We start from the raw sequence: 23,207 nt of genomic DNA, 5'->3' as shown, positions 1-23,207 counted from the left end.
CCCCTCCCGGTGTGGCGTCCACTCTAGGATCGGCCGACGGGGCGCGCTCCGGCGCCGCCGACCAGGTATTCCGACGCGCTGCCGGGGTCGCCGGCGATGTCGACCACGGCCTTCGCCACCTGGTCGGGCGTGAGGAGCGGCTGCATGCCTTCGGTGAACGCCTCGGGGGTGACGCTCTGGCGCGCGGCATAGCCGGCGACGGCGAGACGGCCCATGTCCGTGGCCGGGGTCAGCTGCGGGAACAGGGTGACGAACCGGATGTCCGAACCGGCCCGCTTCGTCTCGTCCGCCGCGTAGTTCCGGATGAACCGGATGGCGGCCTTCGCGCTCGCGTACCCGCCGCTCAGCGGCGACCCGCCGAGGGCGGCCCCGCTCGACATGCCGATGACCACGCTGCCCGGGGCCAGCGGTGCCAGCAGCGCCGCCCGGGTCCAGGCGAAGACGTGCCGGGTGTCGGTATGCCAGTTGCGGCTGAAGGTCTCCCACGTCTGCTCATGGACGGGCGCCATGTGCGGCGCGGCGCCCGCGTTGAGGACGAGCAGGCCGGGACGGTGCTCGCGGATCACGTTCTCCGCGAGCGCTTCGCCGGCGGCGTCGGCGGCGAGGGGCGTGAAGCCTTCGCCGAGGTCGTCGCGCACCAGCCGCAGGTCGTGCTCGTCGCGGGCGATGCCGACGACGCCGGTACCGGCGGCGACGAGCGCGGCGGCGATCGCACGCCCGAAGCCGCGGCCGGCTCCGGTGACGACGGCGGTCTGGAAAAGATCGGACATCGGACACTCCGAATCGGTTGTCGGTTCAGTCCGCATCAAGACCGGCCGCCGCCGCGAAATCCGTCGCCGCCACCTAAGTGATGTGCGTCACAGCCTGACCACCTTCCACTCAGCCTTCAGGAAGCGGGTGAGGGATGTGGCGAGAGGGCGGAGCAGCAGGACGGCCATGAGGACGAGGGTCCCCGGAATGCCAAGAACGGAGGCGGCGAGACGGGCCCTCGCCGGCGTGCGCCTCCTCGGTGGCGTGGGCGAGCGCACCGCGCCGGGCCGGACCACCCGCCCCGGGTCAGAAGGGGTACACGGCGGGGTTGACGTAGATCTCCGTGCGTTCGTCGACGGTGCCCGCGGGCAGCCCGTCCTCGGCGATGAGCTGGAACGGCGCGCGGCCCGGCGGAACGTCCCGGAAGCTCTCGATCTGCCCGAGGTCGTCGACGCCGCCGATGATCCGGCCGGAGGCGTCGCGGAAGATGCCCCACACCTTCATGCTCGGCAGCGGCTTGGTGAACCCCGACTCGACGGTGAATCTCAGCGTCGCCTGCGGTTCGGAGGGGAAGTCCCGTTGCGTTCGCACGTCGCTCGCTCGGAGTGCGGTGAACCGGCCTTGTGAACGCTCGGTCGTCCAGACGGACTCGCTGATCTCGACCTCGATGTCGACCACCTTCCCGGGACGGACGAACGGAATCGTGCCGCCCACGCCGTACCGGCTGCCGGGAAGGATCCTCACGTCCGTCAACGTGCGGTCGACTCCTTCGGTCACCGACCGTCCCTGGGCGTCGATGAAGTCCAGGGTGAGCAGCGGAAAAGCGACCGCGCGAGTGTTCAGGTTCTCGAGGATGACGCCGTAGGAAAGCCTCGGGAAGTCACCCTCCTTTTCGATCATGGATAAGCCGCGCTCCACGACGCGTATCTGTCCGTTGTGGCCTGACATCGTGTACGGGGCCTCCGGTGTCGTCGGTGTCGCGGTCGGCGTCTCCGCGACCGGCTCGGACGTACCGCCGCATCCCGCGATCGTGCCGCCCAGGCAGACGACGAGAACCCCCATGGCCGCACGTGGTCGGATCCCAAGCATCGCCTCTCCTCGCATGCCGCTTCGCGTCCGGGTCTCTGACGCGAGCGGCGGAAGGCGGGTTCCGGGACGGCGGGGCCGCCGTCCCGGGCGGTCAGAGGAAGGCGGGGCCGCGGCGGAGGAGCGTCTCGTAGAGCATCTGCTGGATGTTCTCGCGGACGTGGTCGGTGATGTTGAAGACCGTCATGGGGTCGTCGGCGGTGTCCGCGTCGTACTCGTCCAGCGTCATCGGCTCGCCGAACCGGATCACCCACTTGGACGGGAGCGGGACGAGCCCGGCGGGGCCGAGCAGCGGGAACGTCGGGGTGATCGGGAAGTACGGGAGGCCGAGGAGGCGGGCCAGCGGGCGCAGGTCGGCGATCTTGGGGTAGATCTCCTCGGCGCCGACGATGGCGCACGGGACGATCGGCACCCCGGCGCGCAGGGCGGTGCCGACGAAGCCGCCGCGGCCGAAGCGCTGCAGCTTGTAGCGGTCGGCGAACGACTTGCCGACGCCCTTGAAGCCCTCCGGGAAGACGCCGACCAGCTCGCCCTTGGCGAGCAGCCGCGCCGCGTCGGAGTGGCAGGCGAGCGTGTGCCCGGCCTTGCGGGACAGGTGCCCGAGCAGCGGGATCTGGTAGACGAGGTCGGCGCCGAGCAGGCGGACCTGCCGGTCGGCGTGGTCGTGCAGCGCGACCGACAGCATGAGCGCGTCGATCGGGATGGTGCCGGAGTGGTTCGCGACGAGCAGCGCGCCGCCCTCGGGGATGTTGTCGACGCCGTCGAGCTCGACGCGGAACCAGTGCTCGTAGAGGGCGCGGGCGAGCGGCAGGACGACCGCGGCGTTGAACTCGGGGTCGAAGCCGAACTCGTCGACCTCGTACTCGCCGGACAGCCGGCGGCGCAGGAACGCCAGGCCGGAGGCGATGCCGCGCTCCAGCGGGCTTCGCTCGGGCGGGTCCTCGCCGGCGGAGTCCTGGCGGACGGAGGCGAGCCGGATGACCTGCGCGCCCTCCTCGTCCTCTGCCTGGTGGGCGTTCATCATGCCGGCTCCCCTCTCAGGTGCGTCCCAGCAGTCCGGCCAGCCGGCCGTGCCCGTGGCCGAGGCCCTGGGCGGCGGCGAAGTCGGCGAAGGCCGCCTCGGAGCTGTACTTGGGACGCCACGACAGCTCGTTCTCCAGCGCGGTGGTGTCGATGACCCGCCCGTACGTCAGCCAGCGCAGCAGCTCCGGGGAGAAACCGGACAGGCCCGCGAAGCGGCGTCCCATGTCGCCGAGCACCGAGATCGACGGGGACGGCACGGGCAGGTACGGCCGCCCGGCGCGGCGGAGCGCCTGGGAGAGGAGCAGCACGCCGTCCCCGGCGACGTTGAAGCAGCCGGGGTGGTCCTCGGTCGTCATGCGGCGCAGCACCTCGACGCCGTCGTCCTCGTGGACGAACTGGAGCCGCGGGTCGAAGCCCAGCACCGTCGGGACGACCGGCAGGTGCAGGTACCGGGTGAGCGGGGAGTCGACCCCCGGCCCGAGGAAGTTCGCGAACCGCAGCACCGAGACGGCGAGGTCGGAGCGGCGCCGCATCAGGCCGCGGACGTAGCCCTCGACCTCGACGGCGTCCTTGGCGTAGCCGTTCCTCGGCGGCTCGACGGGCTCGTCCCGCTCGGTGAAGACGGCCGGGTCCATCGGCGAGGAGCCGTAGACGGCGGCCGAGGACCGGACGACGAGCTTGCGCATGTCGGGCGAGCGCTGGCAGGCCGCGAGCAGCTGCATCGTCCCGATGACGTTGAGCTCTTTGACCTTGGCCCGCGGGACGGACGAGGAGGTCACGAGGTTGAGGTGCACCACCGTGTCCACCGCCGCCGACGCGATGATCTTCGCGATGCCGGGCGTGCGGATGTCCACCCGGACGAACTCGGTGCGGCCGAGGGACTCGACGGGCGGTACCGTGTCGACCCCGATGACGCGCTCGATGCCCGGGTCGGCCTGCAGGGCGTTCGCGACCCGCGCCCCCAGGAAACGGGAGACGCCCGTGACGAGGACGACACGGGCCGCGGCGGCGGGCATGGAGGACACTGTGCGCCCCACCCCTTACGGCTGAACGGCCGGCGTGATCACTTCTTGTTGCGGCGCTGGATGCGCGTCTTCTTCAGAAGCTTGCGGTGCTTCTTCTTGGCCATCCTCTTGCGACGCTTCTTGATGACAGAGCCCACGGGACCTCGCTCGGCGTATCGGGTGATGTGCAGGAGACGGGCGTGCCGCAGGCGAGCATGATGGCTCTTGGAGAAGCGCGCACGGTCCGCCGACCAAGACTACCGCTCCACCGGTGGAGATCATGCCGCGGCCTGCCCCGCGGTCATGGGCACGGCCGCAGACGCAGCCGTGGACGCAGCCGTGGAGACAGCCGTGGGCACAGCGGTACGGACGGCGGCCGGCACCGCGACTCGCACGGCGCCGGGCACCGTTCCGTCCGGGCGGGCGTGGCCGCCGGCCATCGCCCGTCCGCTCGGTGTCCGGACCGTTCTGCCGGTCCTCGTCCTGCTTCCCCAGCTTCGGGCCGGTCCCTCGGGACCCGCCCGACGCCCCCTGCACGGCCGGGTATGGAGTTCGCGGCGAGGTCATGCCCCGCCCCTACCCGTTATCCGGCTTCGATGTACGCGTCGCGCAGGTAATCGTGAACGGCCTGCTCGGGAACCCGGAACGAGCGTCCCACGCGGATCGCGGGAAGCTCGCCCGAGTGGACGAGACGGTAGACGGTCATCTTGGACACCCGCATCACCGCCGCCACTTCGGCGACGGTCAGGAACCTGACCTCGCTCAGAGGTCGCTCGCCTGAGGTCATCGGACGCCCTCTTCCACACGTGCCGCGCACCGGCCCTTCGGGTGACTTTGATCACGCACGTGTACTTCCTCCAGCGTAAATCGCGTATCGGCAGTCGCAAGAGGGGAGTTCCGCACATTTCTGTATCCGACCTGACCGGGTGGATACAGTCCTGATGCTCTACACAGCGTGGACCTGACGGGACAACGCGTGGCACGACGAACGCTTGTCAACCGGAACCCCCTGTTGACCTGCGGTTCCGCAGTACCCGCAGGCTCCCGGCAAGCCCATGCGCCCCGTTACGGCCGCCCTGTCACACGGAGTGACAGGGCGCACGGCGCCGGAGCCGGCCGGATCGGGGCGCGCCCGGGGGTCAGCCGACGGCGCTCCGGCGTGCGCGATCAAGGATGTAGGCGGTCAGCGGCTCGTAGTGGTGCGCGGAGACGCCGTCGTCGAGCGGGACGACGACGTCGATCTTGCCCTCGGCGGCGCCGGCGAACAGCGCCGGGTCGTTACAGTCCGCGAACCCGACGGTGTCGATGCCCGCCTGGCCGGCGGCGCCGGCCCAGCCGTGATCGGCGATGGCCAGATCCGGCCAGATATCGGGTTTAGCTTCCGTGTCGTCCTCAGAACCGATATCAGCGAGCTCCCGGAGCATGGCCTCCATCGGGTGCGGGTCGTGCGTGTGGTGCGTCCGGAGGTCGCTCCCCTCCAGCATCGCGACGCCGGGGTCGGCGTAGACGATGCGGCGCAGGTCCGAGCCGCCGTAGCCGGTCTCGATCTCGTACGTCCAGCCGGCCGCGGGCGTCAGGATCCGGCAGCCCGCCTCGATCAGCTCCCGCGCGACCGCCTGGTACAGCGGCGTCAGCGTGGCCGGATGGCCGGTCGCGACGACCACGTTCTCCCGGCGGCGGGCGGCGAGGCCGATGCGGTCGCCCATCGCCTCCAGCATGTCGAGCGTGATGTCGGGGTCGATGGTGTCGTCGCCGTACAGGTGGTGGGGATCGGGGTCGACGCCGCAGCGCTCGACCATCATCTCCAGCACGGTCTGCTCCGTCCACGACGGCTTCAGCTCCAGGCCGAGCTGGTAGTAGGGGTTGCCGGCGGCCATCCGCCGGTAGTGCAGCAGGTTGTTCTGGCGCGGCGTGGCCACGTCGCCGGCGATCATCGTCCGGACGAGGTGGGCGCGCAGCTCGTCCCGGGTGGGCGCGGACCTCATCGGCGGCTCACTCGTCCGTCATCGGGTCGAGGCCGTGCTCGGGGAACACCGCCCGCCGCGTCGCCAGCACCGCCTGGTCGACCGGGTTCCCCGGGTCGTAGCCGTCGCCCCACCTGCTGACCTCCACCACGTCGGTTCCGTCCGTCATCCTGCGCGGGGCGACCTCCTCCGTCCGGAGCCGGACGAACTCGCGCCAGTCCTCCGGGGTCGCGGTCCGCGGGGAGATCGGCTCGCCCGCGGCCTCGGCCAGCAGGTGCGTCCACGCCCGCGGGACGACCTGGACCAGCTCGTAGCCGCCGCCCCCGGTGAGCATCCAGCGGCCGCCGGCGGTCTCGTGGGCGAGCCGGTGCAGCCACGCGTAGGCCGTGCGCTGCCCGTCGACGCTGAGCGTCAGGTGCGCGAGCGGGTCGAGCGCGTGGCCGTCGGCGCCCTGCTGGGTGACGAGCACCTCCGGGCGGAACCGGCGCAGCAGCGGCGGGATGATCGCGTCGAACGCCCGCAGCCAGTGCCGGTCGCCGCAGCCGGGCGGCAGCGAGATGTTGACGGAGGTGCCGTCCGCGCCCGTCTCGTCGGGGAAGCCGGTTCCCGGGAACAGCGTCCGCGGCGACTCGTGCAGGCTGATCGTCAGGACGCGGGGGTCGTTGTAGAAGGCCTCCTGGACGCCGTCGCCGTGGTGGACGTCGACGTCGACGTAGGCGACGCGCTCGGCGCCGTTCTCCAGCAGCCACGCGATGGCGATGGCCGGGTCGTTGTAGACGCAGAACCCGCTGGCGGCGCCGCTCAGCGCGTGGTGCAGGCCGCCGGCGATGTTCGCGGCATGCTCGGAGCGTCCCGTCCAGACCGCCTCGGCGGCGGCGACCGAGGCGCCGGTGACCAGGGCGGACGCCTCGTGCATGCCGAGGAAGACCGGGTTGTCGGCGGTGCCGAGGCCGTACCGCGGGTCGGGCAGCCCGGTGGCGCCGGCGTGCTTGACGGCGGCGATGTAGGGCTCCTCGTGGACGAGCCTGAGCAGCTTGTCGTCGGCGGACGCGAACCCGGAGACCGTCACGTTCGGGCGGTCGAGGACGCCGAGCTCCCGGGCCAGCGCCATCGTCAGCTCGACCCGGACGGGGTTCAGGGGATGCCCGGAACCGAAGTCGTAGGAGATGAGCCGCTCGTCCCAGAAGACGTGGAGCCCGCAGTTCTCCGGGCCGGGGGGCGGGGACGGATCGGCACTGCTCATGACCTCACGGTATCGCGCGGGTCACGTGACCTGGCCCACACACAACCCGCACCGCCCCTTTACCGGACCCGGTTCCCGCAACACGCCTGTGACGTGAATTACACGCCGGAAACGGGCATACCGATATCAGGCAGAAATCTCCTATAGGGGGGTAAATGGACGGGCCGAGCGTGCGCAGCCGCGCGATAAGCAACGCGCTTCGCCTGGGCGTTCGTCCGTTCCTGAACTACCTCCCCGGCCCCGGCAGCATCCGCACCGCGCGCTCGACCGTGGACGTCGCGGCGCTGCTGATGCGGCACGGCTCCCGTGTCCGGTTCGACTCGCTGGACGAGCCGCCGCCCGAGGAGGCCGCTGACCGCCCGGTCAGGGGCGAGTGGGTGATCTCCCGGGACGTCGCCGAGGACGACGTGCGGGGCGCCGTCCTCTACCTGCACGGCGGCGGCTACGTCGCCTGCTCGCCGCGCACGCACCGTCCGATCACGTCGCGGCTCGCGCTCGACACGGGCCTGCCCGTCGTCGCCGCCCGGTACCGGCTCGCGCCCGAGCACCAGTTCCCCGCCCCGCTGGAGGACGCCCTCGCCGCCTACCGGTGGCTGCTTGCCCGCGGCGTCCCGGCGGCCGGCATCGTGCTCGCGGGCGACTCGGCCGGCGGGCACCTCGCCGCCGTGCTGGCCGGCGAGATCTGCCGGCTGGGCCTGCCGAAACCGGCCGGCCTGCTCCTGTTCTCCCCCTGGGTGGACCTCACCTGCGAGCTGTCCATCCAGGCGCAGGCCCGCGCGCACGACCCGTACATCAGCGCCGCGTCGGCGCGCCGTGTCGCGCGTCTCGTCGTGGGGCCGGCCGGATTCGACGACCCGCGGCTGGCCCTGCTCTCCTGCGCCTGGGACGGCATCCCGCCCGTCCTCATCCAGGTCGGCGGCGCCGAGGTCCTGCGCACCGAGGCCGAGGCGTTCGCGGAGGCCCTGCAGAGCGCGGGGGCCGACTGCGAACTGGAGATCTGGAACGGGCAGATGCACGTCTTCCAGATCCTCAACCGCGTCCTGCCGGAGGCGGGCGACGCGATGCGCTCCGCCGCCCGCTTCGTCGGGCACGTGACCTCCACCGCGTCCCCGGGGAACACGGCCGCGGCCTAGCGTCCGCGGGTGTCGCGCTTCCGCAGGTTCGCGGCGAGGAGGGCCGCGGCGTGGTCGGCCATGAACCGGGGGACGCGCAGCTTGATCAGCGTGCGGTGCAGGGCGGACGCGGGGAAGGGCAGGTCGTCCGGACGTGCGCGCCGCTCTTCCATCCCCCACCCCCCGGTATCTCAAGATCAACTAAATGATAGGCCGACCGGGCCCGGACCGCCGGGCATTTCATGATCCTTTCCATCGGCCGGGCCGGACGAAGGCCGCGTCCCGGGTCATTCGGCGCGCAGGGCGGTCACCGGGTCGAGGCGGCCGGCGCGGCGGGCCGGGACGACGCCGAAGAACACCCCGACGGCCGCGGACACCGCGAACGCGACCACCGGGGACCACCAGGTGATCGCGGCCGGCACCGGCGACACCGCGGAGATCGTCACGGCGGCCCCGATGCCGAGGGCGATGCCGGCGAGGCCGCCGAGGGTCGTCAGCAGGACCGCCTCCACGAGGAACTGGGCGAGGATGTCGCGCTGCCGGGCGCCGAGGGCCTTGCGCAGGCCGATCTCCCGCGTCCGCTCCCGGACCCCGACGAGCATGATGTTGGAGACCCCCACCCCGCCGACGAGCAGCGAGATCGCGGCGATGGCGGCCAGCACGCCGGTGAGCGCGCCGAGGACGGTGCCGATCGTGCCGAGCAGCTGCGTCTGCGTGATCGCGGAGAACCGCTCGCCCCGGTACCGGGTCTCCAGCGCGTCCACGATCTCGCGCTGGAGGCGCGGGACGGCGTCCTTGCTGGGCGCGCGGACGGCGATGAAGTCGACCCGGTCCACGCCGAAGAGCCGCTGCGCCGTGGTGATCGGCAGGTGCGCCTCGGAGTCGCGGGTCTGCCCGAACGTCGAGCCGATCTCCGCGAGGACGCCGACGACGCGGAACCGGGTGCCGCCCGCGATCGAGACCTGCCGCCCGACCGGGTCGACGTCGCCGAACAGCCGACGGGCGAGGTCGGACCCGAGGACGACGACGCGGCGGCGCGTCTCCACGTCGGTGCGGCTCAGGTATCGGCCGCGGCGCAGCGGCCGGTCGAAGACGTTGCCGTAGTGGTCGTTCGTCCCGACGATGCTGGCGAACATCTCCTCGTGGCCGGCCCGGACCGTCTCGCCGGAGTTGAGGGCGACCGCGATGGCGTTCTCGTCGCCGGTGACGCGGCCGAGGTAGCCGACGTCGTCGAGCCGCATCCGGCTGATCGTGGGCGCCGAGCCGAAGCTCAGCTCGCCGGGCGCGACGAAGATGATGTTGGAGCCGAGGCCCTCGATCTCGGTCCGCACGAGGTCGCGGGCGCCGCTGCCGATCGCGACCAGCACGACGACCGCGGCGACGCCGACGACGACCCCGAACATGGTCAGGACGCTGCGGAGCCGGTTGACGCGCAGCGCGTCCGCCGCGATCCGGAACGACTCCACCGGCCTCATCGGACGTCGCGCTCGATGCGGCCGTCGCGGATGTGGACCTGGCGGCGCGCCCGCTCGGCGATGTCCGGCTCGTGGGTGACGAGGACGACGGCGACGCCGCGCTCGGAGTTGAGCCGGTCGAGCAGGTCCATGACGTCGTGGCCGGTGCGGGTGTCGAGGTTGCCGGTCGGCTCGTCCGCCAGGACGACGCCCGGGTCTCCGACGAGGGCGCGGGCGATCGCGACGCGCTGCTGCTCGCCGCCGGACAGCTGGCCGGGGCGGTGCCCGAGCCGGTGGTCGAGGCCGACGGTGGCGAGGGCCGCGGTGGCGCGGTGGCGCCGCTCGCTCCGCGGCACGCCCCGGTAGACCAGCGGAAGCGCCACGTTGTCGAGCGCGCTCGTGCGGGCCAGGAGGTGGAACGACTGGAAGACGAAACCCACGCGGGCGTTGCGCAGTTCGGCGAGTTCGCCGTCCGAGAGGCGGGAGGCGTCCCTCCCGGAGATGCGCAGCGTTCCGGTCGTCGGGCGGTCCAGGCAGCCGAGCAGGTGCATCAGCGTCGACTTCCCTGAGCCGGACGGTCCGAGGATGGCGACGAACTCGCCCTCGTCTATCCGCAGGCTCACCCCGTGCAGGGCGGTGACGTCGACGCCTTCCATGCGGTACGTGCGGGTGACGTCCACCGCCTCCAGCGCCGCCTCGCTCACCGGCCGAGTTCCTGGCCCTGCTTGACGGAGTCGGCACCGCGGACCACGATGCTCTCCCCTTCGCGGAGGCCGCGCGTTATCTGGACGGTCGCGTCCCCCTCCGCGCCCAAGCCGACCACGCGTCGCTGGGCCCTCCCGTCCGACACCGCCCAGACGACCGATTCGCGCCCGCTGGTGACGATGGCGGACGACGGCACCGACAGGACGTTCCGGACGTCCCGCACCTTCAGGTTCACCACGGCGCTCATGCCCGGCTTCGGCCGCGGGGCCGTCCCGCCGCCCGCGAGGGCTCCACGCCCGAGCGCCAGGGTGACCTTGTAGGTGACGCCGCCGCCGCTGGACTCTTTGGGCGTGACGCCGACCCCGGTCACCTCGGCCTCGTAGGTGCCGCCCTCGACGGCGTCGAACTCGGCCTCGGCCTCCACGCCCTTGGCGACCTGGAGGACGTCCGTCTCGTCCACGTCGGCGGTGAGCGCGAGCGTGGAGACGTCCGTGACCGTGATGACGGCGTCGCCGCCGGAAACGGGCGCGCCGGCCGCGATGGCGGACGCGTCCTTGGCGGCGCCGCCGCCGAGGTTCCCCAGCCCGGTGAGGCCGCCCGCCTGCGACCGCGCGCCCTGCGGGAGCCGGTCGAGGACGTCGCCGAGGCCGGGCGCGCCGCCCGCGGGGCCGCCGAGCCCGGCGATCCCGTCGAAGGGCGCCTTGATCGTCAGGGCGTCCACCGTGCGCCGGGCGGTCCGCACCGCCGCCCGCGTCTGCACCCGCTGCGCCGCCGTGATGGACGAGATCGTCGCGCCCACGCTGCCCAGCCCGGCGTTGAGCCGCGCCACCGCGGTGCGGGCCGCGGCCGACGCCGTCCGGTACTGGCCCTCCGCCCTGGTGATCCCGGCGAGGACGAGCGCGCGCTCCTTCAGGTCCGGGATCCGGAGGGCGATCTTGCGGGCGGCGGCGAACCCGTCCCGGGCGGTCCGGTCCGTCCTGCGCTGGAACTCCGACAGGTCGAGGGCTTCGGGGACGCCGCCCCCGGCCGAGGCCGACCGGTCGGCTTCGAGGGCCTGGGCGAGCTGCTCCCGCGCGCCCGGCGAGCTGATCTTGGCGAGGACGTCGCCCTCGTCCACCGGGTCGCCGTCCGCGACGTACAGCCGCGCGATCGTCCCCTCGGCGGGCGAGCGGAGCACGGCCGTGGCGCGGGCCGACACGGTCGCGGGCGCCTCCACGACCTCGGACACGTCGGCGCGCTCGACCCTGCCGAGCCGGATCCCGCCGTCCCCGCCACCGCCGGTGCAGGCGCTGAGGACGCCCGCGAGCAGCGCGCCGGCCGCGAGCACGGGGACATAACGCCGGGACGCCACGGGGGCATGGTAAGACGATCATCGGACGGATCGGCACGATCGCGCATGAATCGGCCCGATGAGGCCAGTCGTGCGTGTGGGAGCTATGGGGCTCGCTTCAGAAGCTGCCGGCGGGCTCGCGTTCGTAGACCTCGTCGTCCTCGCGGCGCCGGCCGCGTTTCACGGTGAAGAACCCGACCAGCGCGGCCAGGGCGGCGCCGCCCTCACCGGCGAGGCTGACCGTCTTCTCCATGTACCAGACGGGCTCGTACATGTCCGGCAGCGGGCCGAGCGCGCCCATGTCGACGTAGTAGTACAGGACGAGGGCGCCGACCGCGCTCGCCGCGACGAGGAACGCCAGCGCGTAGGACCAGCGGGTCGCGTAGGTGAGGATGATGACGGCGACCACGCCGGCCACCGCGGCCTGGATGCGGAAGAGCAGGTCCCCGTCGATGGACCCGCCCTGGACGAAGGCCATGTCGGGCGCGAACTTCCAGTGCACGATCGCGTCGGCCGCCAGCCCGGCGGCGACGATCAGGCGGAGTATGAGTCCCATATCTCTAACACGAACGGGACCCCGGGGGCGGATCAATGTTCAAAGATGAACTTTCGCCGGTTCTCCGCGCCCGGTTCTCCGCCCGGTTCTCCGCGCCCGGTTCTCCGCCCGGCTCTTCACCCGGTTCTCCGCGCCCGGACGCGGATCAACCGCCCGCGAGCTCCCGCCCCCGGTTCCGGGCGGCCTCGATCGCCTCCAGGACGGCGGCGCGGACCCCGTGCCGCTCCAGCTCCCGGATCGCCGAGATCGTCGTCCCGCCGGGGGACGTGACGGCCTCGCGCAGCAGCACCGGGTGCTCGCCGGAGTCGCGGAGCATGACCGCGGCGCCCACGGCCGACTGGATCACCATCTCCAGCGCGGCGGCGCGCGGCATGCCGAGCAGGATGCCCGCGTCCACCATGGCCTCGACGAGGTAGTAGAAGTACGCGGGCCCGCTGCCGGACAGGGCCGTCGCGCCGTCCTGCAGCGACTCGGGGATGCGCAGCACCTTGCCGACGGGCGACAGCAGCTCCTCCGCCAGCTTCAGGTGCTCCTCGCCGGCGTGCGACCCGGCCGAGATGACGCTCATCGCCTCGTCCACGTGCACGGGCGTGTTCGACATGACGCGGACGACGGGCACGCCCTCCGGCAGCCGCGCCTCGACGAACCCGGTCGTGATCCCGGCCGCCATCGAGATCACCAGCCGTCCCGGCGGGACGTGCGGGCCGACCTCGTCCAGCAGGACGCCCATGTCCTGCGGCTTCACCGCGAGGACCAGCGTCCCGGCCTTCGCGGCGGCCTCCGCGTTCGGCAGGATCTCGATGCCGTACCGCTCGCGCAGCAGCGCCCCGCGCTCCTCCCGGCGCGCGGTCGCCACCAGCTCGGACGGGCGGCGGCCGGCCCGGAGCACCCCGGACAGCAGCGCCTCGCCCATCTTCCCGGCACCCAGAATCGCGATCATCGGCCACCCTCGGATCTCATCTCAGCGACGCGCCCAGCCTAGTCCCGGGCCGGACCGCTTCGAGGCACGCCCTCGGAGGAACGCCTGGTCAGGACCGTCCGGCGAGGGAGCGCATGAAGAAGCGCAGGTTGGCGGGCCGCTCGGCGAGCCGGCGCATGAAGTACTGGTACCACTCGCGGCCGTAGGCGACGTAGACGCGGACCTGCGCGCCCTGCGCGGCCAGCCTGCGCTGCTCCTGCGGACGGATCCCGTAGAGCATCTGGTACTCGAACGTGGAGGCGTCGCGCTCGTGCAGGTCGGACAGCGCGCCCGCGATCTCGATGAGCCGCGGGTCGTGCGTCGCGAGCATCGGATAGCCCTTGCCGGCCATCAAGACCTTCATGCAGCGCACGTACGACCTGTCGACCTCTTCCTTGTCGGTGAAGGCGACCGCCGCCGGTGCCGCATACGCGCCCTTGCACAGCCGCACACGCGAACCCTCGTAGGCCAGTTCCGTGCAGTGTTCCTCAGCGCGGCGCAGGTAGGCCTGGACGACCGCACCCACGTCCGGGAAGTCCCTCCGCAGGTCTTGGACGATCCCCAGCGTCGCATCGACGGTCGTGTGCTCCTCCATGTCGAGGGTGACCGTCGTACTGGACGAACGAGCGGCCTCGCAGACCCGGCGGGCGTTCTCCAAGGCGAGGTCTTCGTCGAGCGTCTGCCCCACCGCGGAGAGCTTCATCGACACCTCGGCGCGCGTGCCGAGCCCGGCGTCACCCAGCCGTTCCAGAAGCTCGACGTAATGCGTGGCGTTCGCCTCCGCGCGGCCCTTGTCGTGGGTGTCCTCCCCCAGGACGTCCAGGGTGACGAGCAGCCCTTCGCCGCTCAGATCCTCCGTGACGCGCAGCGCGTCCTCGATCGTCTCCCCGGCGACGAACCGGCGGACGACGTCGGCGGTGAACGGCGCGGTCTCCACGACCCGGCGCGCGCCGTCACTGCGCGACGCGGCGAGCAACGCCTGACGAAGCACTGTGCGAACCCCTTGTCCGTGCGCGTACCGTCCCAGGTTAAGCCCGGGACGGCCCGGCGATCACGACACCGTGCCGAGGCTGTTCCCCGCGCCGTGCTGCTTGACGTACTCGGCCATCCGCGCGCTCTTGACGGCGTCGAACAGCGCCTTCGCCTTCGTCCCGTCCAGGAACACCACGCTCTGCTTGGCGCGCATTCCCGTGCCCTTGTTCGGCAGTGTCATGAACATGACGTCCGACGCGCGGACGCTGCGCATGCTCAGCGCCAGCGAGCGCAGGTCGCCCGCCGACACGCCCTCGTCCACGCTGATCGACTTGGTGAGCGCGGACAGGAACCGGTCGAGCTTGAGCGGGTTGGTGAGCGTCCCGCGGTCGGCGGCCTGCTTGGCGAGCGCGCCGAGGAACGCCTGCTGCCGCTTGATCCGGTCGAAGTCGCCGTTCGGCAGGTTGTAGCGCTGCCGGACGAACAGCAGCGCCTCCTCGCCGTCGAGCTTCTGCCGGCCCGCCTCCCACTGCTTCTTGCGCGCCGGGTCGTAGACGCTCTGCTTGATGTTGACGGTGACGCCGCCGAGCGCGTCCGTCATCGACTTGAACCCCTCGAAGTCGATGGCGCCGAAGTGGTCGACTCGGATCCCGGTGAGGCTCTCCATCGTCTCGATCAGCAGCTTCGGCCCGCCGAACGAGAACGCCGCGTTGATCTTCTGCCGGCCGTAGCCGGGGATCTCCACCCACGAGTCCCGCGGGAACGAGATGATGTAGGCCTTCTTCCGGTCCGCCGGCAGGTGCAGCAGCATGATCGTGTCGGTGCGCTGCTGCCCCGGCTTCCAGACCTGGTTCCCCTCGCCGGTGGTGGCCTCCGCCCGCGAGTCCGACCCGACCAGCAGCCAGTTCTCGGTGCCGGCGACGTTCGGCCCCGGCCGCTTCGACCCGTCGTCGGGCATCACGCCCTTGATCCGGTCGATGTTGCCGTTGTAGGACGACTGCCGCTGCCACACCAGGCCGCCGAGCCCCGCCACGATCAGCGCCAGGAACACGCCCACCGCGATGAGGATCCGCGGCCACCGCCGCTTGCGCGCGGTCTCCGTCCCGTCCCCGCCGCCCCAGAAGGCGTTCTCGGCATCGCTCCCCGGGGCGGGCGGTGCCTCGGTGGCCTGTGCCCCCGGAGCCGCCTCGGGCCGCTCCGACGCCTGCGAACCGGAAAGATCAGGGGAGGTCATGGCGCGAAGCTACCAGCCTGAACGACCAGGGATGGCCCACTTAGCCCCACCTGTCCGATTAAGGCGGACCTCTTCTCTCCATGTAAACCTCACCCCCACCTCACGGGTCGTCAGGCTGTGCGGCGGCGGAGGGTCACCGCTCCCAGCAGGAGGGCCACCAGGACGAAGGCGGCGATCACGCTGACGTCGACGGTGAGTGTGGTGGTGAAGTCGGGGTCGGCGCTGATCTCCCGCATGCCTTCGACCGCGTACGAGAGGGGCAGGACGTCGGAGATGGCCTGGAGCCAGCCCGCCATGTTCTCGCGCGGGATGATCAGGCCGCAGAGCAGCAGCTGCGGCAGGACGAACGCCGGCATGAACTGGACGGCCTGGAACTCGGTGCGGGCGAACGCGCTGGCGAACAGGCCGAGCGCCATGCCGAGCAGGGCGTCCAGCAGGGAGACGAGGACGAGCGAGCCGAGCGAGCCGTTCAGGTCGAGGTCGAGCCAGGTGAGCGAGACGGCGAGCACGACGGCGACCTGGACGAGCGCGAGGAGCCCGAACGCGAGGGCGTAGCCGAGCAGCAGGTCCAGCTTGCCGAGCGGCATGGTCATCAGCCGTTCGAGGGTGCCGCTGGTCCGTTCGCGGAGGGTGGCGACGCTGGCCACGACGAACATGACGATGAACGGGAACAGGCCGAGCAGCATGGGCCCGATCCGGTCGAAGACCTCCGGCTGGTCGAACACGTACCGCAACAGGATCATCAGCAGCGTCGGGACGGCGATGAGCAGCGCGAGCGTGCGGTGGTCGTGCTTGAGCTGCGCCAGGATGCGGCGCATCGTGGCGAGGGTGATGGCGGCGCTCATGCGGTGCTCCCGGCCTTCTCGGTGATCAGGTGGAGGAACGCCTCCTCGAGGTCGGGCGTCCCGGTGCGCGAGCGCAGCCCGTCCGGCGTCCCGTCGGCGAGGATCATGCCCTCGCGCATCAGCAGGAGCCGGTCGGTGCGTCCCGCCTCGTCCATGACGTGGCTGGACACGACGAGGGTGGCGCCGCGGTCGGCCAGCTCGCGGAACAGCTCCCACAGCTCCTGGCGGAGCACCGGGTCGAGGCCGACGGTCGGCTCGTCCAGGACGAGCAGTTCGGGCGAGCCGAGCAGAGCGACGGCGAGGTTGACGCGGCTGAGCTGCCCGCCGGACAGCGTCGCCGCCGTCTGGTCGCGGCTGCGGCCGAGGCCGACCTCGTCGATGACGCGGTCGACGTCGGAGCGCGGGGCCCGCAGGACGGACGCGAAGTAGCGCAGGTTCTCGGTGACGGTCAGGTCGGCGTAGACGGCGGGGGTCTGCGTGGAGTACCCGACCCGGCGCCGCAGGCCGGGTGATCCGGCGGGTTCGCCGAGGACGGCCACCGTCCCGCTCCGGACGATCTGGACGCCGACGAGCGCCCTCATCAGGGTGGTCTTCCCGCAGCCGCTCGGCCCGAGCAGTCCCACGATCGAGCCGCGCGGGACGTCGAAGGAGAGCCCGTGCAGCACCTCCCTGCCGCCGCGGACGACCCGCAGGTCCCGCACGTTCACCGCCGGCTCGGCCTTTCCCGCCGGACTAGAACTCATCATGTGTTGAATTTATGCCCGCGGAGGGGCCCGGTCAAGGGTGTTCCGGAGGTTCAGGACGTGAGGTACCGCTGGAGGGTCGGCGCCACCAGCTCGATCAGCTCGTCCTCGGTCGCGGACGCCAGCGGCTCGACGCGCAGCACGTACCGCAGGATCATCAGCCCGATCATCTGCCCGGCCGCCGCCTGGATCCCGAGCGACGGCGCGGCCGTGACCTGCTTGGCCCGCCCGAACAGCGCGCTCGTGACGAACTCCCGCAGCAGCGCCGCCGCCCGCTCGTTCGTCATCGCCGAGCGGAGCATCGCCAGCATCGGCGCGCGGCGGTCGGCGTCCCCCCACACGCTCAGGAAGGTGCGCACCATCGTCTCGCCGAGCCGGTCCCGGGGGGCGGCGAGGATCTGGGGCAGCACGACGGCCGGGTCCACCGGGAAGCGCATCGCCTCGATGAACACGCCCTCCTTGTTGCCGAAGAAGTGGTGGACGAGGGCCGGGTCGACCCCGGCGGCGCGGGCGATGGCGCGCAGCGACGCGCCGTCGTACCCCTTCTCGGCGAACAGGTCGCGGGCCTCGGCCAGGATCTTCTCGCGGGTCTCGGTCGGGCCGGGCCGGCGCCCCGGCCCCCGCGTCCGGCCCCGGACGGGTCCGGCGGCGTCCGTCACCGCCGCACGCCCCGGCGGGTGATCTCCCCGGCCGAGGTGACCTCCCAGGTGTGGTCGGCCGCGGCGAGGTGCAGGCGCGCGAACGCCAGGGCCTCGGCGAGGTCCTCCATCCGCTCGGCCCGGTTCGACGCGCGCCGCGTGTTGACCTCCAGGACGATGTGCCCCCGGAAACCGCCCTCGGCGAGGTTCTCCAGCATGGGCCCGCACGGCTGGTTGCCGCGCCCCGGGACGAGGTGCTCGTCCTTGTTCATGACGCCGACGCCGTCGGCGAGGTGGACGTGCCGCAGCCGGTCGCCGAGGCTCCCCGCCATGTCGATGGCGTCGGACCCCGAGACGGCGGTGTGCGACAGGTCGAGCGTCACGTACGGGTAGTCCTGGTCGACGGGGTTCCAGTCGGGCAGGTACATGCCCGCCTCGGCGCCGCGCGCCTTCAGCGGGAACATGTTCTCGACCGCGAACAGCACGTCCGTCTCGTCCTGCATGCGGGCGAGGCCGTCGACGAACTCCTTGGCGTAGTCGCGCTGCCAGCGGAACGGCGGGTGGACGACGACGACCTCCGCCCCCAGTTCCTCGGCGACGTCCTTCGAACGGACCAGCTTGCCCCACGGGTCGCGTCCCCAGACCCGCTGGGTGAGCAGCAGGCAGGGCGCGTGGATCGACTTGATCGGCACCTGGTGGTAGTCCGACAGCCGGCGCAGGACGTTCAGGTCCTGCGACGAGGCGTCCGTGGAGACCATCACCTCGATGCCGTCGTACCCCAGCAGCGCGGCGATCTCGAACGCGCTCGGTACCTTCTCCGGGTAGACCGACGCGGTGGAGAGCGTGATCGGCGCGTCCGGCACGCGGAGCGCGGGTGAAGAGGCACCGTTGTACTGCGGGGTCAAGGCTTCCTCGCCAGGAAAGATCGCTCGGCAGTTGTCATCAGAGACGGGTATGCAAAGGAAAGCCTATGCGGCGACGGCCGTGATGAAACACTCGCCCGGAGTGATCTGGCTTGCCCCGCCCGCCGCGCCGCTACGCTCTGTCCCCGTGGCCGAGATCGCGCCGGGCGCCGTGCCGAGCCCCAACATCTGGAACTCCCCCCAGGTCTACGAACTGGAGAACCGCGCCGTCGACCCCGACGGAGTGCTGGCCGCCGCGATGCGCGCGATCCGGCCGTGGCAGGGCGCCGACGTCCTCGACGTCGGCTGCGGCACCGGCTACCACCTGCCGTTCTTCGCCGCGGACGCGCAGCGGGTGGTCGGCGTCGAACCGCACGCAGGCCTCGCCGAGGTGGCCGCGCGCCGCACCCGGAACCTGCGCAACGTGACCGTCCGCGTCGGCGCCGCCCAGTCGCTGCCGCTCGCGGACGCGTCGATCGACGTCGTCCACGCCCGGTGGGCGTACTTCTTCGGCCCGGGATGCGAGCCGGGGCTGGTCGAACTGAACCGGGTCGTCCGGCGCGGCGGCGCGGTCTTCGTCATCGACAACGACGCGACCCGCTCCACGTTCGGCCGCTGGTTCCAGCGCAGCCTCCCGAAGTACGATCCCGCCGAGGTCGAGCGGTTCTGGACGCGGCACGGCTTCACCCGACAACCCCTGATGATCCGGTGGTCGTTCCAGAACAGGGACGACTTCGCCGCGGTGCTCCGCATCGAGTTCCCACCCGATCTCGCCGATGTCTGCCTGCGCGAACATGCCGAACTCGAGGTGGACTATGCCGTCAATTTGTGGTGGCGTTGCCTCTGAGTTACTGACGAGTCGGAGGGACGGACCATGGGCCGCGCCGCCAAGACGAGCCTTGTCACCTCTGGGGCGACGCCCGCCCAGGCCCGCGGCAGAACGCTCCTGAACATCCTCGCCGTCACCGCCCTCGGCACGGCGGGCGCGGGCGCGGGGCTGGTCGCCCAGCGGCGCGCCATGCGCCGCCTCCAACTCCGGCCGGACCCCTTCGCCGGCGAGCCGTTCGGCTCCCTGCGCGGCCGTCCCGTCCCCGTCCGCGCCGACGACGGGACACGCCTGTACGCCGAGGTCGACGGCGCGGACCGCACCGACCTCGCCGTCGTCTTCTCCCACGGCTGGACGCTCACCCAGGACTCCTGGCACTTCCAGCGCAAGGCCCTGCGCGGCCTCGGCCGGCTCGTCTTCTGGGACCATCGCGGCCACGGCCGCTCCGACGGCGGCGCCCGCGACGGCTACGCCGTCCCCCGCGTCGCCCGCGACCTCGCCGCCGTCATCGACGCGACCGTCCCCGCCGGCACGCCGATCGTCCTCGTCGGCCACTCCATGGGCGGCATGACCATCCTGCGCTACGCCGACGAGAACCCCGGCCTGCTCGGCCGCAGGATCCTCGCGACCGGGCTGCTCTGCACGTCGCCCGGCGGCCTCGGCGAGGTCACGCTCGGCATGCCCGCGCTGATCGCGCGCACCACCCACCGCCTCCTCCCCCGCGCGCTCGGCGCGCTCGGCGCGGGCTCCGGCGCCGTCGAGCGGGTCCGCCACCTCGGCCGCGACGCCGCCACCCTGGTCGAGGACCTCGTCGCCTTCGGCCCCGACGCCAGCCCCGCCGCGGTCGCCTTCGCCGAGCAGATGATGACCGAGACCCGCCTGGACGCCTTCGCCGACTTCTTCCGCTCGATGATCACCACCGAGCCGATCAGCGACTGCGCGTCCCTCCACGGCGCCGACTCCCTCGTCATCGGCGCCGAGCACGACCGGCTCACCCCGGTCGAGCACAGCCTGAAGATCGCGTCCTGCGTCCCGTCCGCGCGCCTGGAGGTCGTCCCCGGCGCCGGCCACATGGCCATGCTCGAACGCCCCGGCACCGTCTCCGACCACCTCGGCGACCTGATCGAAAGAGCCCGCAAAGAAGCCTGACCCCGAACACGACCGGCGCGGGGCCGGCACTGTCACTGCCGGGCTCTACGCTTCCGTCGCATGGCGAAGGCTAAGACCGCGAAGGCGGCCTACCGGTGCTCGGAGTGCGGGTGGCAGACCTCGAAATGGGTGGGGCGTTGCGGGGAGTGCCAGACGTGGGGGACGGTCACCGAGGCGGCGTCGGCGACGCCCGCGCGGGTGGTGTCGGCGGGGCCGGTCAGTGCGCCGGCGCGTCCGATCGGGAAGGTGGACGTCCGGTCGGCGCAGACGCGGCCGACCGGCCTGGACGAGCTGGACCGGGTGCTCGGCGGCGGCATCGTGCCCGGCGCGGTCCTGCTGCTGGCGGGCGAGCCCGGCATCGGGAAGTCGACGCTGCTGCTGGAGGTCGCCGCGCTGGCCTCGACGGCGGACGGGGGCGGGGCGGCGAAGAACGTCCTGTACGTGACGGGTGAGGAGTCGGCCGAGCAGGTGCGGCTGCGCGCCGACCGGGTCGGGGCGATCACCGACGACCTGTACCTGGCGGCGGAGACGGAGCTGTCCGCGATCCTGGGGCATGTCGACGCCGTCGAGCCGGCGCTGCTCGTGGTCGACTCCATCCAGACGATCGGGACGTCCGAGGCCGACGGGGCGCCCGGCGGGGTCACGCAGGTCCGCGAGGTCGCGGCCAACCTGATCAGGGTGGCGAAGGAGCGCGGCATCACGGTCGTGCTGGTCGGGCACGTCACCAAGGACGGCGCGATCGCCGGGCCGCGGCTCCTGGAGCACCTGGTCGACGTCGTCCTGTACTTCGAGGGCGACCGGCACTCCCGCCTCCGCATGATCCGCGCGGTCAAGAACCGGTACGGGCCGACGGACGAACTGGGCTGCTTCGACCTGTCGGAGGTCGGCATCGTGGGCCTGCCCGATCCGAGCGGCCTGTTCCTCACCCGCCGCGAGGAGCCCGTCCCGGGGACGTGCGTGACGGTGACCCTGGAGGGGCGGCGGCCGCTGGTGGCGGAGGTGCAGTCGCTCGTCGCGAAGTCGCACCTGCCGGCGCCGCGGCGCGCCACGTCCGGGCTGGACACGTCCCGCGTCGCGATGGTCCTCGCGGTGCTCGCGCAGCGCTGCAAGATCTCGATGCACGAGCAGGACGTGTACGTCTCGACGGTCGGCGGCGTGCGGCTCACCGAGACGTCGGTCGACCTGGCGCTCGCCCTGGCGGTCGCGGGTTCCACGGTCGAGCAGTCGCTGTCGGGCAGCCTGATCGCGCTCGGCGAGGTCGGCCTCGCCGGGGAGGTGCGGGTCGTGCCGGGCGTCCAGCGGCGGCTCGGCGAGGCGGCGCGGCTCGGGTTCAAGCACGCCGTCGTCCCGCGCGGGTCGCTCGATCTCGCGGACGGGTCCCCGCTGAAACGCGCGGATCCGCAGCTCACCAGCTACGAGGGCATGAAGGTGATGGAAGTGGACAGCCTGCAGCAGGCGCTCCAGGTGGCGTTTACGGCGCCCTGACAGGAGTCACGCCAGAGTATTACTCCACACAACGCACGCTTGCGACCTGGGGAGGAACCAGGACGCGGCCCGCCTCGGTAAACTGACGCCGTCCAGCGACCTCCGGGGGTCAGGTGCCATCACACGACAAGGGTCATGACGAACGACGCCGCGCCACGTTGGCCGCGGTGGCTCCGGGCACCCAGATCCGCGACGGACTCGAACGGATCCTGCGGGGCCACACCGGCGGCCTGATCGTGCTCGGCTACGACAAGACGGTCGAGGAACTGTGCTCGGGCGGCTTCGAGCTCGACGTCCAGTTCTCCGCCACGCGGCTGCGCGAGCTCGCGAAGATGGACGGCGCGATCGTCCTCGACGACAGCCACAGCCGCATCGTCCGCGCCGCCGTCCATCTCGTGCCCGACTCGACCATCCCCACCGAGGAGTCCGGCACCCGCCACCGCACCGCGGAGCGCGTCGCCCGCCAGACCGTCTACCCGGTCATCTCGGTGAGCCAGTCGATGCACATCATCGCGCTGTATCTCGACGGCATCCGCTACGTGCTGGAGGATTCGGCGGCGATCCTGTCCAAGGCGAACCAGGCCCTGGCGACGCTCGAACGGTACAAGCTGCGGCTGGACGAGGTGTCCGGGACGCTCTCCGCGCTGGAGATCGAGGATCTCGTCACCGTGCGGGACGTCAGCGCCGTCGTGCAGCGGCTGGAGATGGTGCGCCGCATCGCCGACGAGATCGAGGGCTACGTCGTCGAGCTCGGCACCGACGGCCGGCTCCTCTCGCTCCAGCTCGACGAGCTGGTCTCCGGCGTGGACGCCGACCGCGAGCTGATCGTCCGCGACTACCCGTCCGACGACACCCGGGCCCGCGGCGTGGACGCCATCCTGTCCGCGCTGGACACGCTGTCGGCGACGGAGCTGCTCGACCTGTCCACGGTGGCCGAGGTGATGGGCTTCGCCGGCCCCGACGCCCTCGACCTGCCCGTCAGCCCGAAGGGCTTCCGCCTTCTCGCGAAGGTGCCGCGCCTGCCGAGCATGGTCGTCGAGCGCCTCGTCGAGCACTTCGGCGGCCTGCAGAAACTCCTCGCCGCCAGCATCGACGATCTCCAGGCGGTCGGCGGCGTGGGCGAGTCCCGCGCCCGCAGCGTCCGCGAGGGCCTGTCCCGCCTGGCCGAATCGTCGATCCTGGAACGCTATGTGTAGTTTTGCTTTTTTCGCCCCCTTCGGGCCTAGCG

At 72.0% G+C, this 23,207-nt stretch carries 25 protein-coding genes; 5 read left to right on the top strand and 20 right to left on the bottom strand.

The genetic code is table 11. The annotated features are described in order from the left end of the window. Positions 1–23: 23 nt before the first annotated feature. The 8 genes from K8Z49_RS33610 to K8Z49_RS33575 all read right to left on the bottom strand — a co-directional run bounded on the left by K8Z49_RS33610 (position 24) and on the right by K8Z49_RS33575 (position 7,070). Positions 24–770, bottom strand: a complete 747-nt coding sequence (locus tag K8Z49_RS33610) for an SDR family oxidoreductase (RefSeq protein ID WP_021591689.1) — start codon at positions 768–770, stop codon at positions 24–26. A 286-nt stretch (positions 771–1,056) separates the two neighbouring features. Continuing rightward, the gene (locus tag K8Z49_RS33605) at positions 1,057–1,839 is read right to left on the bottom strand and encodes a hypothetical protein (RefSeq protein ID WP_412516092.1); all 783 of its coding nucleotides are present in this window, start codon (positions 1,837–1,839) and stop codon (positions 1,057–1,059) included. A gap of 91 nt (positions 1,840–1,930) precedes the next feature. Continuing rightward, the gene (locus tag K8Z49_RS33600) at positions 1,931–2,860 is read right to left on the bottom strand and encodes a lysophospholipid acyltransferase family protein (protein WP_177287688.1); all 930 of its coding nucleotides are present in this window, start codon (positions 2,858–2,860) and stop codon (positions 1,931–1,933) included. A gap of 13 nt (positions 2,861–2,873) precedes the next feature. Then, the gene (locus K8Z49_RS33595; protein WP_021591692.1) at positions 2,874–3,875 is read right to left on the bottom strand and encodes an NAD-dependent epimerase/dehydratase family protein; all 1,002 of its coding nucleotides are present in this window, start codon (positions 3,873–3,875) and stop codon (positions 2,874–2,876) included. A 47-nt stretch (positions 3,876–3,922) separates the two neighbouring features. Continuing rightward, positions 3,923–4,021: a 30S ribosomal protein bS22 gene (locus K8Z49_RS33590; RefSeq protein WP_018654693.1), complete on the bottom strand. Its 99-nt coding sequence runs from the start codon at positions 4,019–4,021 to the stop codon at positions 3,923–3,925. Positions 4,022–4,446: 425 nt separating this feature from the next. Then, positions 4,447–4,650 carry a helix-turn-helix domain-containing protein gene (locus K8Z49_RS33585; RefSeq protein ID WP_021591693.1) on the bottom strand — a complete coding sequence of 68 codons (204 nt, stop codon included), beginning with the start codon at positions 4,648–4,650 and terminating at the stop codon, positions 4,447–4,449. Between the two features lie 352 nt (positions 4,651–5,002). Then, positions 5,003–5,848: a phosphatase gene (locus K8Z49_RS33580; RefSeq protein WP_075021053.1), complete on the bottom strand. Its 846-nt coding sequence runs from the start codon at positions 5,846–5,848 to the stop codon at positions 5,003–5,005. A 7-nt stretch (positions 5,849–5,855) separates the two neighbouring features. Beyond that, the gene (locus K8Z49_RS33575; protein ID WP_412516091.1) at positions 5,856–7,070 is read right to left on the bottom strand and encodes an acetoin utilization protein AcuC; all 1,215 of its coding nucleotides are present in this window, start codon (positions 7,068–7,070) and stop codon (positions 5,856–5,858) included. Between the two features lie 155 nt (positions 7,071–7,225). On the opposite strand from K8Z49_RS33575, the gene K8Z49_RS33570 reads away from it, so the two are divergent. After that, positions 7,226–8,203: an alpha/beta hydrolase gene (locus K8Z49_RS33570; RefSeq protein WP_021591696.1), complete on the top strand. Its 978-nt coding sequence runs from the start codon at positions 7,226–7,228 to the stop codon at positions 8,201–8,203. Here the strand turns inward: K8Z49_RS33570 and K8Z49_RS33565 are convergent. The 12 genes from K8Z49_RS33565 to K8Z49_RS33510 form a co-directional block, all read right to left on the bottom strand. Beyond that, positions 8,200–8,355: a hypothetical protein gene (locus K8Z49_RS33565; protein ID WP_021591697.1), complete on the bottom strand. Its 156-nt coding sequence runs from the start codon at positions 8,353–8,355 to the stop codon at positions 8,200–8,202. The genes K8Z49_RS33570 and K8Z49_RS33565 overlap by 4 nt on opposite strands. A 114-nt stretch (positions 8,356–8,469) precedes the next feature. After that, complete coding sequence (locus K8Z49_RS33560; protein WP_075021056.1) at positions 8,470–9,657, bottom strand: ABC transporter permease; 1,188 nt, start codon at positions 9,655–9,657, stop codon at positions 8,470–8,472. Next, entirely contained in the window at positions 9,654–10,340 is a 687-nt protein-coding gene (locus tag K8Z49_RS33555; protein ID WP_412516090.1) for an ABC transporter ATP-binding protein, read from the bottom strand. Before K8Z49_RS33555 ends, K8Z49_RS33560 begins: the two co-directional genes overlap by 4 nt. Beyond that, complete coding sequence (locus K8Z49_RS33550; protein WP_412516089.1) at positions 10,337–11,692, bottom strand: efflux RND transporter periplasmic adaptor subunit; 1,356 nt, start codon at positions 11,690–11,692, stop codon at positions 10,337–10,339. Before K8Z49_RS33550 ends, K8Z49_RS33555 begins: the two co-directional genes overlap by 4 nt. Positions 11,693–11,789: 97 nt before the next feature. Then, a complete protein-coding gene (locus K8Z49_RS33545) occupies positions 11,790–12,227 on the bottom strand; it encodes a hypothetical protein (protein WP_021591702.1) in 438 nt (145 codons plus the stop codon). Positions 12,228–12,372: 145 nt separating this feature from the next. After that, a complete protein-coding gene (gene proC / locus K8Z49_RS33540) occupies positions 12,373–13,167 on the bottom strand; it encodes a pyrroline-5-carboxylate reductase (RefSeq protein ID WP_021591703.1) in 795 nt (264 codons plus the stop codon). Between the two features lie 88 nt (positions 13,168–13,255). Then, positions 13,256–14,176: a proline dehydrogenase family protein gene (locus K8Z49_RS33535; protein WP_024935734.1), complete on the bottom strand. Its 921-nt coding sequence runs from the start codon at positions 14,174–14,176 to the stop codon at positions 13,256–13,258. A 60-nt stretch (positions 14,177–14,236) separates the two neighbouring features. Beyond that, the gene (locus K8Z49_RS33530) at positions 14,237–15,391 is read right to left on the bottom strand and encodes an LCP family protein (protein ID WP_412516088.1); all 1,155 of its coding nucleotides are present in this window, start codon (positions 15,389–15,391) and stop codon (positions 14,237–14,239) included. A 110-nt stretch (positions 15,392–15,501) separates the two neighbouring features. Further along, positions 15,502–16,236, bottom strand: a complete 735-nt coding sequence (locus K8Z49_RS33525; RefSeq protein WP_021591706.1) for an ABC transporter permease — start codon at positions 16,234–16,236, stop codon at positions 15,502–15,504. Then, complete coding sequence (locus tag K8Z49_RS33520; protein ID WP_200871890.1) at positions 16,233–16,982, bottom strand: ABC transporter ATP-binding protein; 750 nt, start codon at positions 16,980–16,982, stop codon at positions 16,233–16,235. Before K8Z49_RS33520 ends, K8Z49_RS33525 begins: the two co-directional genes overlap by 4 nt. Before the next feature lie 50 nt (positions 16,983–17,032). Beyond that, positions 17,033–17,638: a TetR family transcriptional regulator gene (locus K8Z49_RS33515; RefSeq protein ID WP_021591708.1), complete on the bottom strand. Its 606-nt coding sequence runs from the start codon at positions 17,636–17,638 to the stop codon at positions 17,033–17,035. After that, positions 17,635–18,522, bottom strand: coding sequence for a sugar phosphate isomerase/epimerase family protein (locus K8Z49_RS33510; protein WP_021591709.1), 888 nt, complete (start codon positions 18,520–18,522; stop codon positions 17,635–17,637). The genes K8Z49_RS33515 and K8Z49_RS33510 overlap by 4 nt, the downstream gene beginning before the upstream one ends. Before the next feature lie 145 nt (positions 18,523–18,667). Between K8Z49_RS33510 and K8Z49_RS33505 the strand changes: the two genes are divergently transcribed. From K8Z49_RS33505 to disA, 4 genes are all read left to right on the top strand, one after another. Beyond that, complete coding sequence (locus K8Z49_RS33505; protein WP_412516087.1) at positions 18,668–19,366, top strand: class I SAM-dependent methyltransferase; 699 nt, start codon at positions 18,668–18,670, stop codon at positions 19,364–19,366. Between the two features lie 27 nt (positions 19,367–19,393). Further along, the gene (locus K8Z49_RS33500) at positions 19,394–20,494 is read left to right on the top strand and encodes an alpha/beta fold hydrolase (RefSeq protein ID WP_412516086.1); all 1,101 of its coding nucleotides are present in this window, start codon (positions 19,394–19,396) and stop codon (positions 20,492–20,494) included. Positions 20,495–20,554: 60 nt separating this feature from the next. Then, entirely contained in the window at positions 20,555–21,979 is a 1,425-nt protein-coding gene (gene radA, locus K8Z49_RS33495; RefSeq protein WP_024935732.1) for a DNA repair protein RadA, read from the top strand. A 113-nt stretch (positions 21,980–22,092) separates the two neighbouring features. After that, a complete protein-coding gene (gene disA / locus K8Z49_RS33490; protein ID WP_024935731.1) occupies positions 22,093–23,175 on the top strand; it encodes a DNA integrity scanning diadenylate cyclase DisA in 1,083 nt (360 codons plus the stop codon). The last annotated feature ends 32 nt before the right edge of the window (positions 23,176–23,207 follow it).

This window comes from Actinomadura madurae (assembly GCF_047130825.1).
Classification (GTDB): Bacteria; Actinomycetota; Actinomycetes; order Streptosporangiales; family Streptosporangiaceae; genus Spirillospora; species Spirillospora madurae.
This window is presented reverse-complemented; position numbering and strand designations above follow the sequence as displayed.

Bases quoted from the DNA above. Each gene is read 5' to 3' on its own strand.
- K8Z49_RS33525 (WP_021591706.1), bottom strand. From the start codon at position 16,236: ATGAGCGCCGCCATCACCCTCGCCACGATGCGCCGCATCCTGGCGCAG.
- K8Z49_RS33605 (WP_412516092.1), bottom strand. From the start codon at position 1,839: ATGCTTGGGATCCGACCACGTGCGGCCATGGGGGTTCTCGTCGTCTGC.
- K8Z49_RS33595 (WP_021591692.1), bottom strand. From the start codon at position 3,875: ATGCCCGCCGCCGCGGCCCGTGTCGTCCTCGTCACGGGCGTCTCCCGT.
- K8Z49_RS33565 (WP_021591697.1), bottom strand. From the start codon at position 8,355: ATGGAAGAGCGGCGCGCACGTCCGGACGACCTGCCCTTCCCCGCGTCC.
- proC (WP_021591703.1), bottom strand. From the start codon at position 13,167: ATGATCGCGATTCTGGGTGCCGGGAAGATGGGCGAGGCGCTGCTGTCC.
- K8Z49_RS33530 (WP_412516088.1), bottom strand. From the start codon at position 15,391: ATGACCTCCCCTGATCTTTCCGGTTCGCAGGCGTCGGAGCGGCCCGAG.
- K8Z49_RS33545 (WP_021591702.1), bottom strand. From the start codon at position 12,227: ATGGGACTCATACTCCGCCTGATCGTCGCCGCCGGGCTGGCGGCCGAC.
- K8Z49_RS33500 (WP_412516086.1), top strand. From the start codon at position 19,394: ATGGGCCGCGCCGCCAAGACGAGCCTTGTCACCTCTGGGGCGACGCCC.
- K8Z49_RS33580 (WP_075021053.1), bottom strand. From the start codon at position 5,848: ATGAGGTCCGCGCCCACCCGGGACGAGCTGCGCGCCCACCTCGTCCGG.
- K8Z49_RS33585 (WP_021591693.1), bottom strand. From the start codon at position 4,650: ATGACCTCAGGCGAGCGACCTCTGAGCGAGGTCAGGTTCCTGACCGTC.
- K8Z49_RS33560 (WP_075021056.1), bottom strand. From the start codon at position 9,657: ATGAGGCCGGTGGAGTCGTTCCGGATCGCGGCGGACGCGCTGCGCGTC.
- K8Z49_RS33575 (WP_412516091.1), bottom strand. From the start codon at position 7,070: ATGAGCAGTGCCGATCCGTCCCCGCCCCCCGGCCCGGAGAACTGCGGG.
- radA (WP_024935732.1), top strand. From the start codon at position 20,555: ATGGCGAAGGCTAAGACCGCGAAGGCGGCCTACCGGTGCTCGGAGTGC.
- K8Z49_RS33610 (WP_021591689.1), bottom strand. From the start codon at position 770: ATGTCCGATCTTTTCCAGACCGCCGTCGTCACCGGAGCCGGCCGCGGC.
- K8Z49_RS33570 (WP_021591696.1), top strand. From the start codon at position 7,226: ATGGACGGGCCGAGCGTGCGCAGCCGCGCGATAAGCAACGCGCTTCGC.
- K8Z49_RS33600 (WP_177287688.1), bottom strand. From the start codon at position 2,860: ATGATGAACGCCCACCAGGCAGAGGACGAGGAGGGCGCGCAGGTCATC.
- K8Z49_RS33520 (WP_200871890.1), bottom strand. From the start codon at position 16,982: ATGATGAGTTCTAGTCCGGCGGGAAAGGCCGAGCCGGCGGTGAACGTG.